The sequence below is a fragment of the Helicobacter heilmannii genome, assembly GCF_001283065.1.
Taxonomy (GTDB): domain Bacteria; phylum Campylobacterota; class Campylobacteria; order Campylobacterales; family Helicobacteraceae; genus Helicobacter; species Helicobacter heilmannii.
Map to the genome: position 1 here is coordinate 1 of NZ_CDMK01000005.1, position 17,530 is coordinate 17,530.

General features: G+C 39.2%; 16 protein-coding genes. 6 read left to right on the forward strand and 10 right to left on the reverse strand.

The genetic code is table 11. The annotated features are described in order from the left end of the window. Positions 1–736: 736 nt before the first annotated feature. Positions 737–1,225, reverse strand: a complete 489-nt coding sequence (locus tag AOG36_RS08850) for a hypothetical protein (protein WP_176455265.1) — start codon at positions 1,223–1,225, stop codon at positions 737–739. 215 nt (positions 1,226–1,440) lie between these two features. Between AOG36_RS08850 and AOG36_RS07990 the strand changes: the two genes are divergently transcribed. The 6 genes from AOG36_RS07990 to AOG36_RS08615 all read left to right on the forward strand — a co-directional run bounded on the left by AOG36_RS07990 (position 1,441) and on the right by AOG36_RS08615 (position 6,433). Then, the gene (locus tag AOG36_RS07990) at positions 1,441–2,901 is read left to right on the forward strand and encodes a tetratricopeptide repeat protein (protein WP_053825853.1); all 1,461 of its coding nucleotides are present in this window, start codon (positions 1,441–1,443) and stop codon (positions 2,899–2,901) included. A gap of 83 nt (positions 2,902–2,984) precedes the next feature. Further along, positions 2,985–3,959: an HrgA protein gene (locus AOG36_RS07995; protein WP_053825854.1), complete on the forward strand. Its 975-nt coding sequence runs from the start codon at positions 2,985–2,987 to the stop codon at positions 3,957–3,959. 115 nt (positions 3,960–4,074) lie between these two features. After that, a complete protein-coding gene (locus AOG36_RS08000) occupies positions 4,075–4,272 on the forward strand; it encodes a hypothetical protein (protein ID WP_053825855.1) in 198 nt (65 codons plus the stop codon). Between the two features lie 85 nt (positions 4,273–4,357). After that, positions 4,358–5,155, forward strand: a complete 798-nt coding sequence (locus tag AOG36_RS08005; protein ID WP_053825856.1) for a BspA family leucine-rich repeat surface protein — start codon at positions 4,358–4,360, stop codon at positions 5,153–5,155. A gap of 48 nt (positions 5,156–5,203) precedes the next feature. After that, a complete protein-coding gene (locus AOG36_RS08010; protein ID WP_053825857.1) occupies positions 5,204–6,058 on the forward strand; it encodes a BspA family leucine-rich repeat surface protein in 855 nt (284 codons plus the stop codon). 201 nt (positions 6,059–6,259) lie between these two features. Next, positions 6,260–6,433, forward strand: a complete 174-nt coding sequence (locus AOG36_RS08615) for a hypothetical protein (protein ID WP_156294642.1) — start codon at positions 6,260–6,262, stop codon at positions 6,431–6,433. A gap of 144 nt (positions 6,434–6,577) precedes the next feature. Here AOG36_RS08615 and AOG36_RS08015 read toward each other — a convergent pair whose 3' ends face one another. From AOG36_RS08015 to AOG36_RS08060, 9 genes are all read right to left on the reverse strand, one after another. Next, positions 6,578–7,093: a hypothetical protein gene (locus AOG36_RS08015; RefSeq protein ID WP_053825858.1), complete on the reverse strand. Its 516-nt coding sequence runs from the start codon at positions 7,091–7,093 to the stop codon at positions 6,578–6,580. After that, positions 7,083–7,361, reverse strand: coding sequence for a hypothetical protein (locus AOG36_RS08020; protein ID WP_156294643.1), 279 nt, complete (start codon positions 7,359–7,361; stop codon positions 7,083–7,085). Before AOG36_RS08020 ends, AOG36_RS08015 begins: the two co-directional genes overlap by 11 nt. Before the next feature lie 434 nt (positions 7,362–7,795). Further along, the gene (locus AOG36_RS08025) at positions 7,796–8,446 is read right to left on the reverse strand and encodes a hypothetical protein (RefSeq protein ID WP_053825860.1); all 651 of its coding nucleotides are present in this window, start codon (positions 8,444–8,446) and stop codon (positions 7,796–7,798) included. Positions 8,447–8,971: 525 nt separating this feature from the next. Next, positions 8,972–9,172 carry a hypothetical protein gene (locus AOG36_RS08030; protein WP_156294644.1) on the reverse strand — a complete coding sequence of 67 codons (201 nt, stop codon included), beginning with the start codon at positions 9,170–9,172 and terminating at the stop codon, positions 8,972–8,974. Positions 9,173–9,405: 233 nt separating this feature from the next. Continuing rightward, a complete protein-coding gene (locus AOG36_RS08035; RefSeq protein WP_053825862.1) occupies positions 9,406–10,197 on the reverse strand; it encodes a plasmid mobilization protein in 792 nt (263 codons plus the stop codon). A gap of 1,318 nt (positions 10,198–11,515) precedes the next feature. Next, a complete protein-coding gene (locus AOG36_RS09180) occupies positions 11,516–14,455 on the reverse strand; it encodes a hypothetical protein (protein WP_238374895.1) in 2,940 nt (979 codons plus the stop codon). A gap of 17 nt (positions 14,456–14,472) precedes the next feature. Beyond that, a complete protein-coding gene (locus AOG36_RS08050; protein ID WP_053825864.1) occupies positions 14,473–14,787 on the reverse strand; it encodes a hypothetical protein in 315 nt (104 codons plus the stop codon). 430 nt (positions 14,788–15,217) lie between these two features. Then, positions 15,218–15,445, reverse strand: a complete 228-nt coding sequence (locus tag AOG36_RS08055; protein ID WP_053825865.1) for a hypothetical protein — start codon at positions 15,443–15,445, stop codon at positions 15,218–15,220. 10 nt (positions 15,446–15,455) lie between these two features. Then, positions 15,456–17,027, reverse strand: coding sequence for a replication initiation protein (locus AOG36_RS08060; RefSeq protein ID WP_238374896.1), 1,572 nt, complete (start codon positions 17,025–17,027; stop codon positions 15,456–15,458). Positions 17,028–17,530 lie beyond the last annotated feature (503 nt).

A 17,530-nucleotide genomic window follows, 5' to 3' on the forward strand; every position in this document is an offset into this window, starting at 1 on the left:
AAGCCCCCAAACCCCCCAAGAGAGGGTTTTGAAGTGAGAGATGAGTTTTGGTCTTGAAGTATCTATGACTATGGGGCAATCATGTCTCTTTGGAGAGAGTGAAAACTGATTGATTCAGGACAATTATATTTTTGGAGAATAAGATGAAGAGATGCAATAAATCAAATATAGTGTTTAAATCGCCTTTAAAGGGTCGTAGAGCGCAAGGTTAGGGGTGGAGAGTATATCAAACATGGTTTGTGGGTTGAAAGCGATTGTGGGGGATTGTAGATAGAAAGACCAACACGGCGTATGAGAGCAAAAAGCTTGCGCCAAGATCAATCATCATTAAGATGTTTTTTACGAATTTTATGCGATAATACAGGCGAAATTAAATCGGGGGGCTCCCCCGGCTCTTCTTGAGAGTTTCTCTTCCATCGTTGCTTTAGTTTCTTTAGTCTCTCCGTGCCCCTTGTTTCGTGCTCAGTCTGACTAACCTAGAAACCGATATTCTAAGCATTTGTTAGGTGTTGCAGTAGAAACTCCAAAAAGTATTCAATCTTCTCGTATGCAAGGCTTACAATCCGTTTAGAGTGGCTTGTGCTATCACTTGGGGCATAGATAGAAAGTCTAGGATAAGCAATATTGTCTTTGATCCTTGTCTTTGCTAGATTTTCCCAGTGAAAACAAGTGTTTCTAAGATTAGAAAACAAATCCAAGACAATATTGACTTTATAATAGTTAGGCAGCTTTAAATCTATTTTTTATTGAGATGGCAGAAATCTCTAAAATCTAACCTATGCTTTCTAAAGTCAAAAATCAGATTTTGCAAATGGTTCTGTTTGATGATAACCACAATAGACCCTAGTGTCAAATTGGATAACAAGTAAGAGTTATAAGCTTTTACATCAGTTCTCTGTATATGAGCCACATGCTCTTGAATGAGTCTGTCTCGGCTCACACGCTTGTTGATCTTCTCTATCTCTCTGCTTAGGTAAGGCGCATCTACAATCCAAGCTGGACTACCAACCACTAACTGCATACAAAAATCCACAATGTTTCTTAGATAAATCTCTGCTTGGGCAATCTTTGGAGTGAGTCTAGCATTGAACTCTAAACTAGCGTTGTGTTTGGCAATGTCATTTCCATAGGATATAAGCCGCTCTAAAGATATGAGATTTCTCACATCGCTTTTAAAGGCTTGCACTTGTGCGTAAAGGGTCTCTATACTGATGTTGTCTTTCATGACTAGTAAGAGTATCTAAGTTTCTCTTTGTGATTTTACAAACAAGCCCACAATTCATTTAAATCTGCTACAATAGCCTTTTTATTTTTCTAAAAAAAAGGAAATCTATGCCTAGCTCTACTTGCGCTATGCGGGGGGGGGGGGGTAACTCTCTCTAGTTTTGTTGTTTTAGCTGTCTGTGGGGCTAGCTTGGCTGGCTTTGGATGGGAGCTGGTATGCTGGATGTCTTAAAAATTGCCGAGCAGTGGCAGACAAAGACCGACACACAAACACTTAAAAATCACCAGGTTTATGTGGACCTAAAAGTCCTAGAACAAACGCAAGCCTTTTTGAAAGAAAGGTTAGACATAGAGTTCAAACGCAACAATATATGTACCTGTGTGGGCGCACTTGATGTGTGCTTACAAGACAACACCCCCGAGCGTGCTAAAACACCCCTACAAGAGCTTGTAAAACTTTTAGAACCTATGCACTCTCAAGAATTATCAAGTGTGAACCTAGAGGGGGGTATCTCAGGCTTGAAGCGGGCTTTAGAGGATTTTAAAGCCAGCATATTTTTTAAGGCACTCATCAAACCCCTTTGGTTTTATCAAGGTGACAACTTCAAAGCCTATGAAAACTACCTGGAGGCGAGCCAACAAAACAACGCCGAGGCGTATTTAGAGCTAGGTAAAATGTTTTTAAAGGGCGTGGTAATGGTGCGCTCTTTAGAGAGAGCGCGGGAGCATTTTAACAAGGCGGCGAGTTTAGGCTCGATTCGGGCACTTACATACCTAGGGTTGTCTTACTCAGGGGGTGAAGACATTAAAAAAGAGGAGGATGCCAAAAAAGCTTTTGGTTACCTTAACAAGGCTTTCTCTTTGGGCGATGGAATGGCAAAGGCTGGGCTAGAGAGGCTCTACAACTTTGGGGCTATTAAACGGGAGTGGCATAGGGATGATTTGATCGACTCGGTTACAGATGTTGAGGCATTTTTGTATGCTAAGAGGGTTGAGGGGGAACGCGCCTACACAAACCACTTTTGCGTAGATAACTACATTGATGAACCCGAATACAGAGAAAGATTCATTGAGCCTTTCTTTTATGGGAAGTCTAATGATTTGGACACCCCTTTATTTGATGAGGGTTTTTGTGCCACGATGCAAGGGCACAATGCCCGCTTGCATTTAAGCCTTTTAAAAACCATTGCTAAGATCTATGGAAAACCCACCAAAGAGGACTATAACAAGGCGTATGAAAACGCCAAAAATGAGTATTTGAAAGGCATTGCTTTAGGCAGTGGGCAGTGTGCTTTAGAGCTCGCCCACCTTGAGCTAGAACAGCCCAAACATTTTGAATTAAGCGCACAAAAAGAGCAACAAGCCCTTTTAGAGGCAAACCATAGAGCCATTGGCTATTTTAAACAGGCGTTAGAGCGGGGCTACAATGCTAGTTTAGTGTTTCTTACAAACACCATAGGCAAGCAAAAGGATTTATTAGCCAAAGCCGCTGAACACCCCTTGTACGCATTTTTAGCCAAATATGAGAGCGATGCAAAAGAGTTAGCAAGCCTTGCGCCCATCTTCATAGACAAGAGTGTGGGTTTTGGGGGCAAACTGGATGTAAAAGCGCACTTTTCGCCCACATTTTGGCAATACCAAGATTTAGAAAATCTAAAAGCAAAGAATGGAGATTGACTGTGGTGCATAGCCAAAAAGTAGAGGTTTTGAATGCATGCTACAACGAAAATGGAAGCAATTTACTTTTCTAAGGAAAACCTATGAAACAAGACTACCTAGAAATTGTCCTAGCTGTGCTCAAAGAAGCCAAAGCCCCTGTGTCGATTTACGATCTTTACACAAGGGCGCAAGAACTCCATAAAGCACACAAGATCGACAAAATGTTTAGCACAGCCGAGCATTTGACTTACTTCCCTGCGTATAAGGCTTTAAAAAATGGGGAGGAAGTGCCCTTTGTGCAAGTGGAGGGCAAACCCATCAGCATTGCCCTTAAAGAATATGCGGACAATGTAGTTGAGAGCACAACCCAACTAAGCTCTCCAGCTTCTCATAAAGCAGAAACCCATCACGAACGCACATTGCACCCCCTACTAGCCTACTTTGTCCAACACAAATGGGGCGCACACACCAAGACCATTAAACACGAAAGCGCACTCAAAGCCAAACAGGGCAAAAATTCTTGGCTTTATCCAGATATGGTAGGGGCGAGTTTTGCGTATAAGAACTTCGATCCTGCTTTGCGTGAGTTTGTGGAGAACTTTGATATTTTGCCCTTGAAACTCTTTTCTTTTGAACTCAAAAAGCAAGTGGATTTAAGCAACTGTAGAGAACATTACTTCCAAGCCATCAGCAACAGCTCTTGGGCCAATGAGGGCTATTTAGTGGCTGAAAAGCTAAACACTGGGGACAATGATTTAATGGATTTGCTCAAACGATTGCACGCAAGCTTTGGCATAGGTGTGATTGTGTTAAACACTGAGGACTTGAAAAAAAGCCAGGTGCTCTTAAATGCAAGGTTTAAAGACAATTTAGACCACACGATGCTAGGCGAGTTGTCTAAAAACTCTCCTGATTTTCAAGAGTTTTTAAAAGCCTTGAGTCTTTACCACGGAGCGATTAAGGCAAATATGAGCGAACAAACAAACTTCCAGGCCTTTGACAGTGTCCTAAGCCCTAAGAGCTTAGAAGAATACATCAAGGTGGAGATTTTAAAACTAGAGCCACAAGAGAGCTAACCCATAGAAAGGAGTGGTTATGTCTGTGCTGCCTTAATAAGGCTAGCTCTTAAGAGCTAGGGGTTTTGGTTGGTGTGAGAAATGAAACAAAACTTAAATTAAAAAAGGAAAAACAATGGCGATTGGATCAGCGGAAATTAGAAGTGGCGCACTCCATGTACGGGATGAAAAAGGCAAACAATTGTTCCAAAGAACCGTGAGTTCGACAGATGTGCTTGTGGGATTTACGGCAACTTCCGTAACCCTTAAAAGGAGTGGTGGGGTTTATACCTATGACGAAAAAGGACACCAAACAGGTTTTCATGTAGGCTGAACCCCTATTTCAAGCCCTAACTAGGGCACGCCTTTAGGATAGCCACAAGCTATCCGCCCACAAAATTTTAAAAAAAGGATAAGCAATGGCAACAACACAAAAACGCTATTTCCCCAAAACAAACGCTGAGCTTAAAGAGCTTGTCAAGGATGAGAATATCCACTTGGGGGAGATTGATGTGAGCGGAGTGGAGGATATGCAATGGGTGTTTTATCAAAGTCCACGTCAAAATTTTGAAGGCTTAGAAACTTGGGATGTGAGTCATGTCAAAAATATGGCAGCAATATTTGATGGTGCAAAACATTTCAACCACGACATTTCAAGCTGGGATGTATCAAGTGTTAAAGATATGCAACACATGTTTGATGGTTGCACCAACTTCAACCAACCCATAAACAACTGGAATGTATCCAAGGTTACAAATATGAGCAGAATGTTCTCTAATTGCAAAACTTTCAACCAACCTTTAGAAAACTGGAGTGTGTCGAAAGTAAAAAAAATGGAATTAATGTTTTACGCCTGCACCAACTTCAACCAACCCCTAGAAAAATGGAATGTATCCAATGTTACAGATATGCAACACATGTTTGATGGTTGCACCAACTTCAACCAACCCTTGGATAATTGGGATGTATCTAAGGTAAGAGATATGACCTGCATGTTTAAAGATTGCACCAACTTCAACCAACCCCTAGGTAGTTGGAATGTGTCAAGCGTTAGAAGTATGCAGGAGATGTTTTCACGCTGCACCAACCTTAATCAATCTTTTGATAATTGGAAGGTTTCACATGTAAAGCATATGGATGAGATGTTTAGCATATATGACTGCGTCCAAAAGTGGCCAGAATGGTTTAGAAGATGGAATAAGGAAAACGGCTATTAGCAGTTATAAGGTTGCTCGTACAAAACAAAAAATTAAGAAGGATGAGCCATGGAAGACACACAAAAACACCACTGCCCAAAAACAAACGCTGAGCTTAAAGAGCTTGTGAAAGACGAAAGTGTGCATTTGGGGGAGATTGACATTAGCGCAGTCATTGATCTAAGCGGAGTGTTTAAAGATAGCAAACGCCAAGATTTTGATGGGTTAGAAAGTTGGGATGTAAGCCATGTCAAAAATATGGAGGGGATGTTTGATGGTGCTACAGACTTTGACCATGATATTTCAGGTTGGGATGTATCTGCAGTCGAGAATATGGCAGGCATGTTTGAAGGATGTAAAGATTTCGATCAAGATTTGAATGCTTGGGATGTATCGAGCGTTACAGATATGAGTAGGATGTTTAAAAGTTGTGAAAACTTTAACCAATATCTGGGAGATTGGGATGTTTCCAAGGTTACAAATATGAGCTGGATGTTTTGTAATTGTCGTTACTTTGACCAGCCTTTAGAGGAATGGGATGTGTCAAGCGTTAAGGATATGAGGAGGATGTTTAGTAATTGCCCCGTATTCGATCAACCTTTAGAGGAATGGGATGTGTCAAAGGTGAAGGATATGGAGGGCATGTTTTATTATTGTTGTCAATTTAACCAGCCTTTAGAGGAATGGGATGTATCGAGCGTTACCAACATGAGTAGTATGTTTCAAGAGTGCTTCAAATTCGATCAATCCTTGGAGAATTGGGATGTGTCAAAGGTGACAAACATGAGTAGTATGTTTGCTTTTTGCGACGAGTTCAACCAACCCTTAGATAACTGGGATGTCTCGCATGTAAAAAACATGACAAACATGTTTGAGGATTGCTTTATGCTCGAAGAATTTCCCGAATGGTACAAGGATGAATAATCTCAGATGATTAATCACAAAAGCCCCGCAGGGCAAACTAGCCAAACAAGCTTTGCGCAGTTTACCCGATAATGGTAGTTAGTTTGCTAATGAACCGTAATTCCTCATTAAACTCGTTTGTTAGTTTGTCGTTTGTTTGTTAGTTTGTCGTATATGGAGTGGTGTTAAAACTGTAAAAAATTGATTTCACGGAGGATATTGATGGTACAATTGGAACAGTTGGAAGAGTTAAAACAACAAGTGATACAAGAGTTGGGAGAACATTTGAATCAGCGGGTAAATAAGTTGGAAATGGACCAGAAATGGTGGTTTAAATGTAAGTTTACAGAATTAGAGCAAAGATTGAAGAAGTTAGAAGAAAAAACTAGAGCTTGATTTGCAAGCTTAAATCAAAAATGCAAATTACTACCCCTAAAAGGGGACGCTCTCTAGCTCACTCTGGGAATTTGCCACCCAACCGCCGCGGGGGTCTTTCAGCGCACCATATAAAGTGAGATAGATTTAATAGATTAATTCAATCTAATTAAAAAAGCGCACCATTTTGATCAGTCCATCGTTGTCAATGGGTAGAGCTTTGAATAAATGCCGCTCATAAAATTTTATAACCTTTTCAACATTGATAGAATCGATTAGCACAAACTTGCCACCAAAATACTTGCGCCCCTCCTCAATTATAGCGATGGCGTGGCGTAAAAGTTCATCCCCACTAATTGTGGAACGATCATCTTTGCCAAGCTGTCCTAGTATCACGCATGGCAATCGTTCTAAATGTGGATTATGGCTTGTGCTGAGTTTCTTGATGCGTGTCTTGCTAAGACCCTTTGTTTCAAGTATGTTGAGTGCAAGGGAGAAAAAGCCTTCAATTTTGCCCTCTTGTGAGAAAAGAATATATGTCCTAGCGTGGTGGGATACTTCTAGTTTTAGAGCTTTATTGTGGAGAAAATCTTGTAAATCAGTATTTTTTGAACATCTAAAGCTTTCTAACAATGCCTCTATGTAGGGCGCATCGAGTAGCTCGCTTAAACTAACGAGCACTCTGTGCCATCATTTTGATTTTTTCTAAAAACTCTGGTGTGGGTTTTGATAGGGGGGTTATTGATTTTTTGATCTCATCATCCATAACCCTAATTTTTTCCATTTGTTCTGGACTGCACGCTTCTAAGAGAGCTCTCTCAACACCTTCTTTATCCTCAATCCCATCAAAGCTCACTGGCTCTAACATTGTCTTAGTCATTAATGCTCCTTTGCCAAATTTTGTACACTCTACACTTTCTTTGATTAAGATGCACTCAAGTTTTTGCAATGTCCGTGATTATGGTTCTCTATTTCTCGTACTTAAAGAATGATTCAAAACCCTCCAAAAAATGAGGATTCTATCACTCCATCGCCCGATTAAGCAATAAAATAAATTGCGTTAAAGAGATTGTATTTAGCAAGCATTTGCACCACTTATAGCGTTGTTTAAAATGATATGTCTATTTTGCGGTAGTTCTTGCTCTAATATCAGTCCTTTTGGTAGATTGCCAAACATGTAACATATGACTGTTGGCAAGCTACCTTGTCCTAATTGTAGGGAATATCAACCAGTGGTCGCGTTTAATTTTGTCTTTGATGGCTTTTAGCGCGCCACTCGCTCACTATTACCATTAATGTATAAAAATCAGCAAAAATTGTGTTAAAATGGATACGAATTCGAGGGCGGACTTCTGCCCACCTTTTGCTGGTTTTTGTCTTTGGTTACTTTCCGGCTATCAACTCTAGTAGTTTGTTGTCAAAGCTTTTAATGACATCATCCAGAAATAGCTCAATATTTTGTGGCGCAATACCAACCATAGTGCCTCTAAACTTAGTCGTGATGCGTGGATATATTTTGTTCTTGTTAAGCCTAGTTTTAAGTAGATTTTCCCAGTGAAAACAGCGGTTACGGATACTAAGAAGTAGATACATGACAATCTCAGCCTTATTGTCATTGCTAAATTTTGTCTTTCTAGGTGTATCCGTACAATAGTTTCTATTACTTAACTCATAGGTTTTAAAATCAAAATGCTGTAAGTTAAAAATCTTACTGCGCACATAAACATTCTCGTTTATCATTGCAATGATCTCACCCAAAGACATTTTTGAAAGAAGTTGCGTGTGGGTGAGCTTTCCATTGAGCTCTAGCTTTTTGATTTTATTTAAAATCTTGGCATCTGTAGAATATCTAAGCCAATCAGTAGAAATTTGTCGTTTCTCAAAGTCAAGCAGGTTGCGTAAAATCAGTTCTATACTTGCTAACTTTGGTGTGATCCTGCCAATCAGTCTAAGGTTATTAAAATGCTCATCCGCATTCTCATATGACTCCAGTCTTTCTTGGGAGAAAAACAGAATCAGCTTAGATTTTTTCATTGAATAGCTTAAGCGAAATCAATCATCTTAAGATGATTGGGGAGGGACTCTGTATTCGATCTAAGTTTAACCAATAAAAAAACTCCAACTCACGGGCTTATATTTGGCTTTCAAGCTGCTCCATTTTGCCTATAGCACTGGGACATGATCCTATGGTAATAAGTCACGACAACGCTTAATGTATCACATTAAACTACAGATAACGCTCATTAAGGCATAAATCTTTCATTTTAATGGCTATATTCTACAATGTTTTTAGCAAGAATTTTATGAAGTATACTAAATACAAATAATCAATATTTCAAACACTATTAAAAACATTAAACATTATTTAAAATCGTTTTTAATCTTGTTCGAATTATCTTGTTACTACTGTTTACCAAAAGCCTTCTACTGCAGAAAAAGGTTGACTTTTCTACCATTTTAAAGTTGTTAGACTGCCAAAAACTACAGCTAACAACCTTTTAGCCACCTCAAAATGCCAAGGCTAAAGTGAATCCCCCATCCCCATCTCAAACCAAATAACTAAAATCTCTCATCACTAGCAATAGGTCTAACCCCCATCTCTGCCTCTATCTCTTTAATGCGTTCTAGCCACCTTTGCATGGCTTGGGCATATTCTGCACGCTCTGTTTCATCTGTTATTGAACCATTATCCAAAAGATCTATCGCATTCATGTAGCTCATTTTGAGAGAAATCAATTCTTGTTCTATTTCAGTAAACATTTTTGCCTCCATTTGTTACAATGCTTGCTCCCGTCCTCTTTTATCCTTGCTCTTTGACAGCTTTATTAAGGACTGCTAGAGAGACTTGATGAGGCTGTCAAAGTTGCCAATGCACTACAACACATTGCTAGTTCATCCATTTTTACTAGGTCTATCTTACCCTATTTGGGCTATTTTGGTGTGAGTTTCACTAGATCGTGTTGTCAAGCTTGCTTGGGTGCTGTGCAACACATCTATGGAGCAGATGGAGTTTTCTCCAAGTCTTTTAGAATATCTATATCTGGCGTGGTCTGCAAGGGAGGTGTTTTAGATTTATTCTCCTTGGGAGACCCAGTAGGTTGAGATTGATACCATTCTCTCAAGCAGTCTGTATATGATCCTAAATTCTTCATCCAACCTACTTCTCTTTCTTTTTTATCCTTCCACATCTTTTCCATTGCTTTGTATTTCTGGCATGCTGTTTGTTCTTTTGGACTGGCTTGCTCCTGTGTTTGAGCGTTGTCTTGCTGTGGATTTTTTAACTCTTGTGTTTGGGAGTGAGGCTGTGTCTGCTTTGTCTGTATTTGTTCTTGTGGTTTAGGGTAGGGTTGTTGAAATTTCATCTGCTCTTGTCCCTGTAGTTGGGATTGACGACTAGATTGCTGGTGTGTGTTCTCTTGTGAGTGCAGGCCACTTTGTGTCCGTATTTGTGGTTCTTGCTTGTCTTGTATTAGAAAAATAATTACAGCTATGGCGATGATAAGAGCAATAGTTAAGACTATCGTGCTGATTTGCCATATCTTGAGTTTTTGAGCTAACTTCTTATGCTTTGTCTCTTGTTCTGGGTGCGCTTCTTGGATTTGTGTCAATACCTTCTCATCCAAACTTTGCTTTGGATTAATCCCTTGCTTTAAAGCACAAGAGCGCACATATTTAGATACATCTAATCCAAGCTCTTGTGCTTTGTGTTTAAGCTGTTCTAACTCACTATGGGTAAAACGCACACTCACAGTTAGAGTTTTATTATCTTTTGATGCTTTAGACATTTATAGGACTTTTGCTTATAGTAGAAAGGCAGATAACCATAAGGGTATTATAGCCTGAGATACACTTTGTGGGATTTTTGTGTAGGACATTTGTAGGACAAAATTACCAGTTTGTATGACAAATTTGTATGACAAAATATAGGTATTCTCACAGAGAAAACCCCTAAAATAGGCGCTTCATAGAAATTTGTATGACAATTGTATGACAAAATACCAAGCGTTTGTAGGACAAAAAATCATGATTTGTATGACATGGTTTTGTATGACAAAACATAGAATTGAGAGAAATGCCTAAATGGTGTTTGGGGCGTTTTGTATGACAAAGATATTTTATGGAACAAAGGCAATGAGAGTTTTTATTCTAATTTTCGCTCATCAATATTGCTTGCTTGTTAGCCAGCTATCTAAGTTTGGGCTGTTAGAATAAAAATAAGCGCGCAATCGCTAAAGATAAAATCACTTATGCTTCCCCACACTCTTCTGTGTTCCTTTTTGCTGTGATTTCAAAAGCTCACTTTCTAAAAACCTATTAAATTTATCTAACCGACTTATATAGTCATCTGTAATGTTTGTATATTCTGTGGCTATCTTCCTGTAGCTATCTTCGGCTCTAGGCTTGCACTCATACTCAAAATTGTGATAAATTGTGATTAAAGGGCGACCCCCTATGGCATTTCTAACTATGCTACCCTTGCTCCAACTAAAGGATATACACTGAGCCGCAAAGAACGCCTTAAACTTGAAATTGATGTATTAAAGGTTTTGATAGTAGCACTTCTTACAGCTATCTTTGGGACTTTTGGATTTGTTACCATCAACTATCTCAAGGTTCATCTTGTTCAAGGCATTGTCATCTCTACTGGGCTTGTGATCCTGCTTAGTATTCTAGTTATTTTGTTTAGAAGGCTTTTTGCCGATCTCAACGAGATAGAGGAGATGGAAGAATGATAGGCATCGCAGTGGCTTTTTTTGCACTCTTTTGTTTTAGTGTCCCCTTACTCTACATGGTATGGGAATTTAGAAAAGCAGATCAAAAGCGGGCAGATTTAAAGAAAAAGCATAAATAACCAAATTTTCAAAAACACCATAAGGGTGAATTACTTACAATTACTTTTTTCAAAGATGACAGCTTAACCCCTAAAAAGTAAAACACTTGATAGGATATTCTCTACTCAAATGCAAGGCGACTCAGCACTTGCAAAGACAAGTATAGACTCTCATAAAAATAATTTATATATAATGTGATTAAATACTATTAAAAACATTTAACATTATAAAAAATTATATTTAATAGTATTTTAATTGTCAAATTTAAAGCCTACTTATGATAACCCCCACCCCCTTGTTGCTGTTGCTCTTGGATAGCTTGTTCAAGTATTTTAAGCAACTCATCTCTAAGGCTAGCAAGATCATTTAATGCATTGCCTGCTTTAATTTCTAATGCCTGAGCCACTTCTGGACTTGTCTTGCCTATTTGGGAGATTTTGGCATACATTGCACCCTCTAGTGTTTCTAATGCCCCCAAATCACTTTGTTCGCTCCCTAACTTCGCCTTTGTGGTTTCTAGTTCTGTCTTTATGGCTTTTAAATCACTCTGCGTGGTTTGTAATGTGGTTTTCGTAGTCTGCAACTCTGTCTTGGCTGTATTTAGCTCATTTTTAAGTCTTGTGCTCTCAGTACCCTTCTGTTTAAAAGCTTCATTATTAGCTCTTGCCTTTTCTACCTCTTGCTTATTAGTTTCTTTTTCTTGTTTTAGTTTAGTTACTTCGCCTTGCAACCGCTCTTTATCTCTTTCTAAGTTTTCTATCTGTCTTTTAGCCTGATTGAGCTCTGTCCCATATTCTGCACTGCTCTTAAACTCTGTGGCAAGCTTGCTAATCTCACCTTTAACACTCTTCACAGCCTCTAAGATAATGGCACAAGCTTGATTGTTGATCGATTGCACTGCTTGGCTGTGCTTTGTAAGAGTTTCTGCTAACTTCTCTTTTATGGCTTGTTCTCGTCTGTTAAGCTCTCTGTAACCTGTCTTAGCCTTAATGGGGTCATAGTCTAGCTTGTATTCTTTTTTAACACCCTTGCCAAAGAGTCTAGCTATAGCATTGATAGCTGTGTGCTTGCCTGCTAGCATTTCTTCGTTGAGTAGAGCACAAGTGCTTGCCTGCTCAATCATCTCCTCTTGGCATTGCTTATGGATACTGATGAGCTTGGCATCGCTGGCTTTAATGTGTGCCACTACACCAGATGTAACGGGGGCTACATACTTCTTAATGAGATGAATGGCTTCTTTTTCAAAAGTCTTAATGTGTGCTTGACTCTTGGCTTCTGCTTTGGCTGACTTTAACTCAGCTTTAAGAGTTTGGGTTTCTTGCTCTAGGTTAGCATTGGTGTTTTCAAGGCTTGCAATGTAGCTGGGAGCATACTTCAGCCAAATATCTAAAATACGCTCATCTAATTGTGCTTGGGTTAATTTCTCATCATCTAAGGCACTCAATTCTCTAAAGGCTTCTTTAGGACAGCATTTACCCATAAGCTCTTGTCTCTCTGCTAAACGCCTTGCTTTAATTTGTTCTTTGGTGAGATACACGGGTTTGAGCTTTAGATTCTCTTGTTGGAGTTGTTGGTTTGTGGTTTTGAGTGTGGTGATTTCTTGTTTGGAGTTTTCAAGTTCTTGGGTGAGATTTTTATACTTGGTTTCTAGTTCTTGGTTTGCTTGCTGAAGTTTTTTATTTTCTTGCGCTTGTGTATCGCTTTGTTGTTGCAAGACATCGGCGTTGGCTTTGAGTGTGGCAAGCTCGGGTTTCACCTTATCAAGCTCTTGGGTGTGCTTGACAATCCGTTCTTTTAAACCATTGATATTTTCATCTTTTTGGGTGTTCTCGTTCTTAAGTGTGTCTATTTCTTTTTGTTTTTCTTGCAAAGCTTTGGCATGCTCTGTGTCTTTGGTATTGATGTCTTTAGTGTAGCTTTGCTTTCTAAGCTCAAGCTCTTTAGTGTGCTTTTGCCTAAGCTCTTGCACGGCACTAGGGCTTAGATAGTCTTTGTATTTGGCTTCAGCAATGCTTATCTTGTTCTCTACTTGTTCAGGGCTTAAGTGGTCTTTGTATTGCGCTTGCAAGGCTTGGTAGCGTTCTTTAGCTTCTTGCTCTATCTGTGTGATGCGCTTCTTTAGGTCAGCAATGCTCAAGCCCTCATCTTTCAAGGCTCTTAAGCTCTTGTAATCCTCTTGTGTGAAAAGCTTTAAATCACCAAGCCCTTGATTAATGGCAATTATTTGCTTTCTCACACTCTCTAGCAAAGGCTTGGCTTCTTTGATAGTGAGTTTCTTGTTCTGTTTGTCTTGTGGGGCAAAGATAGTAACAAGGTCTATGAGTGTGGTTTCTAGTTCTATGTTGTGAGTTTTGAGTTCTTGGTTCTCTTTGGTTAGGGTTTGCTTCTCTTGAGTTAAAGTGGTGTTAGCTTGTTGTAGGGTGGCATGGGCTTGCTCTAAGTTGGTCTTTTCTTGTTTAAGGGTGTTTAACTCTGCTTGGGTGTTCTTGGCACTTGTTTGTATGTCTTGGATTTGTTTTTGGTAGGCTGTAACTTCTTGTGAGTTATTTTTTTCTAATTTAATCCGTTTTGTTTTCTCTTTTTCCATCAACTGCCCATAAGCTCTAGGCTCAATGCGTTTTCTACCTGTGCCCTTAATTAGGTTGCCATTTTCATCTATGGTGTCGTTCTTAAATTGTCCGCGCTCCATACCTAAGATTTGTGCCACTTCTGTTTGCATAAGTCCCAAAGCTCTAGGTCTTTGCAAACTTCCTCTAAAAAGGCTCTTGCCTGTGTTCTCATCAAGAGTAACAAACTCCAAATGGGCGTGGTGATTGATTTGTGTGATGCCATTTTCATCAATATGCCCTTCATCTCTATGAATAGCGATTTGGTAGCATTGAAAGCCATATTTGGTTTTAAAGTGTTTGGATAACCTTTCTAAATCTTGCATTGTTGAAGTTTCTTTGAGATTAACAACGGCACTCCATAGATAGCTTTTAGCCCGAAACTTTTGCCCTCTGTGTTGTAAATAGGCATCCATAGCTTTTTTAATAATTTGGGTTCTTAATGCCAAAGCTTCTTGCGCCGATCTATCCACTTCAACACCTCCGCCCACTTTTAAAATCACTTCTTGAGGCAAGAGATAGTTAGGGGCAATGCTTCTATCGTTGTGGTTAAGTTGCACGGCATTTTTAGTAGGTTTAAAGTTGATAGATGAGATATTACCCATACTCCCCTCCCCTTAATCTATTTCTTTTGTTGTTCTTGCTTGCGTTTTTTAGAAAGCATTTCACTCGCTTCAGCCTGTCTTTGTTTTAGGTCATTGAGCTTATCATTAAGTTTTTTTAAGCTGTTTTCTAAAGTGTTCTTTTCATTTTCGACTTTTGTAATTTGTTCTTCTAGCTTGCCAATCAATTTGCCTAATTCTCGAGTGCTTTTTTCGTTCAAGGGTTTTGGTTGTGGTTTTATATTTTTGCTTTGTGTATTAGAGGTAGTGTTATTATTTTGATGACTGACATTGCTTGCATTATCATTACTTGTGTTGCCTGAATTATCTAGCATTATTTAATCCTTTTATTATAAAATACAATATTTTACCAAAAATCCCCCGTTAGGGGCAAATTAACCATAGTGAGCTTGCGAGCGATACCCGTAGGGTAATGGTTAATTTGCAAATTAACCATTTGCTACGCAAAACACGGCGCAAGCTTGTTTGGTTAATTTGCCACTCAAACGCCGTGGGAGCTTAAAGGCTGTATGTATTGATTTATGTATGAAAGTTATTTTGTGGAGAAAACCTTAAATATATTTAAGCTGTATGAGGCTCTAGGAGCGACGAGGGTGTGCTAGAGTGTAGGTTTTAGTTTAAGTCGTGGTTGTGTGGTCTTGTAGAACACATGATATAAGCCATTAAACTAGCTGATTGCAATATAGAAAGCGATAAAAAAGCAGACAAGTCCGAACACTACAGAAGAAATGACTAGAGTTTCCATCACAGCTCTCCTATCTCTTTGATTAATTTTTTAATTTTAAATTGCAAAACTACGATTGCAATCCCAAGTAGGATGATGCTTAGACAGCTGATAGAAATTATGACAATGTTACTTTGGTCGTATCGAGTAAAAACAAAAGCAATTAAAGCAATTAGAGAAGTAACCGCATAACTGCGCCAAGTCTTTAAATCATCAAGCTCTGCTTTCTTTTTATCTAATTCTGGCATTGCTTTGTTTTCACTTTGCTCTCTTCACAAACTCTCTAAGCAAGCTCTCGTGATCTTCAAAAAAGTATATGAAGCAATCAGGAAATCCTTTAGGGATGAATTTTAGATAGGCTTGGTTTAAAGAGCGCAGACGCTCAGCATAGCTACGATCCGTGTGATCGGTTGTGTTGATCTTAAAGACACCCATTAGTCTAGCATTATCACCTCCAAAAGAAGCGACCATCAAGAGCTTAACACTTTTAAAGTGGTATTCAAAGTCTTTAGTAAACAAAGGACCACTAAGCCCTATAAAACTATTAAGGATTTTTAACTCTTGTTTGTTGTAATGATCTCTCTTACTTCTCACCTCTTCTCTAGCTTTCTTTTCTTGTTTCTCTTTCTCTTCTTTTTGAATTTGCGCCATTGTGTCTTTAAAGCGATTTTGTGTGTGGCGTTTCATGATGGCTTTTTGCATGTCAAGGTGTGGATGGGGCATGAAGTGAAAAGTGATGCCCACGACTTTATTGCCCTTGCCTTTTTTGATTTTTGTATAAAAGATGGTTTCATAAGGCAAAGAGCGGTCAGGGTTTTCAGGGTTATAGCCTTCATCAATGGGGACACCTAGCTCTCTGCAGGCGGGTTTTAAAACCCTCTCCTCGATCATGCATATTTGCATACTTTTAGATACCCCCATAAACTCTTTAAACCCCTCAAAGTCGCTCTTATAAGTAAGCACCTCACACATGCAATGCTTTTTCACATCTTCAAAGCGCACCAACAATCGATACAGGGCTTTGGCATATTTGCTTCTCAAAGATATAAAAATCTTTAATTGCAAAGAAGTGAAGTTTGCACTAAGATTATTGAGTAAATGGATGAAGTAGGGGGTGTTGATACCGACTTCTATATAACGGAGCTTAGGGGTTTTGTCTGAAACGATTGTGAAATGCTTGAACAGAAAGCAATTCGTTTCTTCAGTCAATTCTTCACCATTTTCTACAAAACGCATGATTTTCCAGAAATTAGCCATTCTGATATTTTTCCAAAGTGTGCGCACCACTCTTAATAAGTTGTCTCCATCAATTTTGGGTGTGCCGATCATCTCTTTGACTTCATGGGGTTCAAAGCGTATGCAAGTGTCGCCCTGATCTTTAAGACGGTTGAATAAAGCAAAGAGCAAATTACTCTCCCACGCACCTAGCTTGCCCAAATTAACTTTGTAAATATCATTATGTAAGGTTACCCTAGCTGGATCGGCTATACGCAAGTCTTTAGCAAGCACGGCGTTTTTAGACACATTTCGGAGAGCTTGTGCTGTGCTGACTTGTTGTTTTTGCTCTGTGTCTTGGTTTAGAAGTATGACCGGCTGTGGGTTTTCAACTTGTGGGATAACTTGTTGCTTAGAGGTTTGTTGCTCTTGAGCTTGTGGTGCATTTGTAGGTGTTTGGAGTGAACTTTCTTTGGATAGCTTTTGTTTTTGGTTTTCCTGGGGGGTTTGGGGATTTTGCGTTGGCGTTAAGGCTAAGAGTTTTTGGAAGCACACATCTTTTTCTTGTCTTAAAATACCTTTAAATGCATGGTCTGCCTCGGTCTCTATAAGCACTTGAAGCTTTTTAATTTTGTCTTCTAATAACTGCTTCTGATCTTGAATAGCCATTCCTAACACCTCTTATAAGCTTTTTAATAAGGCCATTTTAAGAGTCATTTTGAGTATAACATACTTTTATATACTTTGTAATTAAAATAGCCGAATTTGTTATTTATGAGAGCCGAATTTGTTATTTATGAGAGCCGAATTTGTTATTTATAATGCCGAAAATGTTATACATTAAGGTTAATTTAAGCACCAGAAACCCCGTGTGCAACGCAGTTTGTGAAGCCCACAAGGTCGCCCTACAAAATGGTTTACAAAGTGGTTGACAAAGTTCTTACGCACGCACGAGAAAATTTGGTTAAGCTAAGTTTGCAAAAAAAACAAAGGACAAGGCACAATTAAGGTAAGCCAAGCTGACGCTTGGCATCTATATGCTCTTGGGGGCAAGCCCCCAAACCCCCCAAGAGAGGGTTTTGAAGTGAGAGATGAGTTTGTGTTGTGGCTGGGTTGTG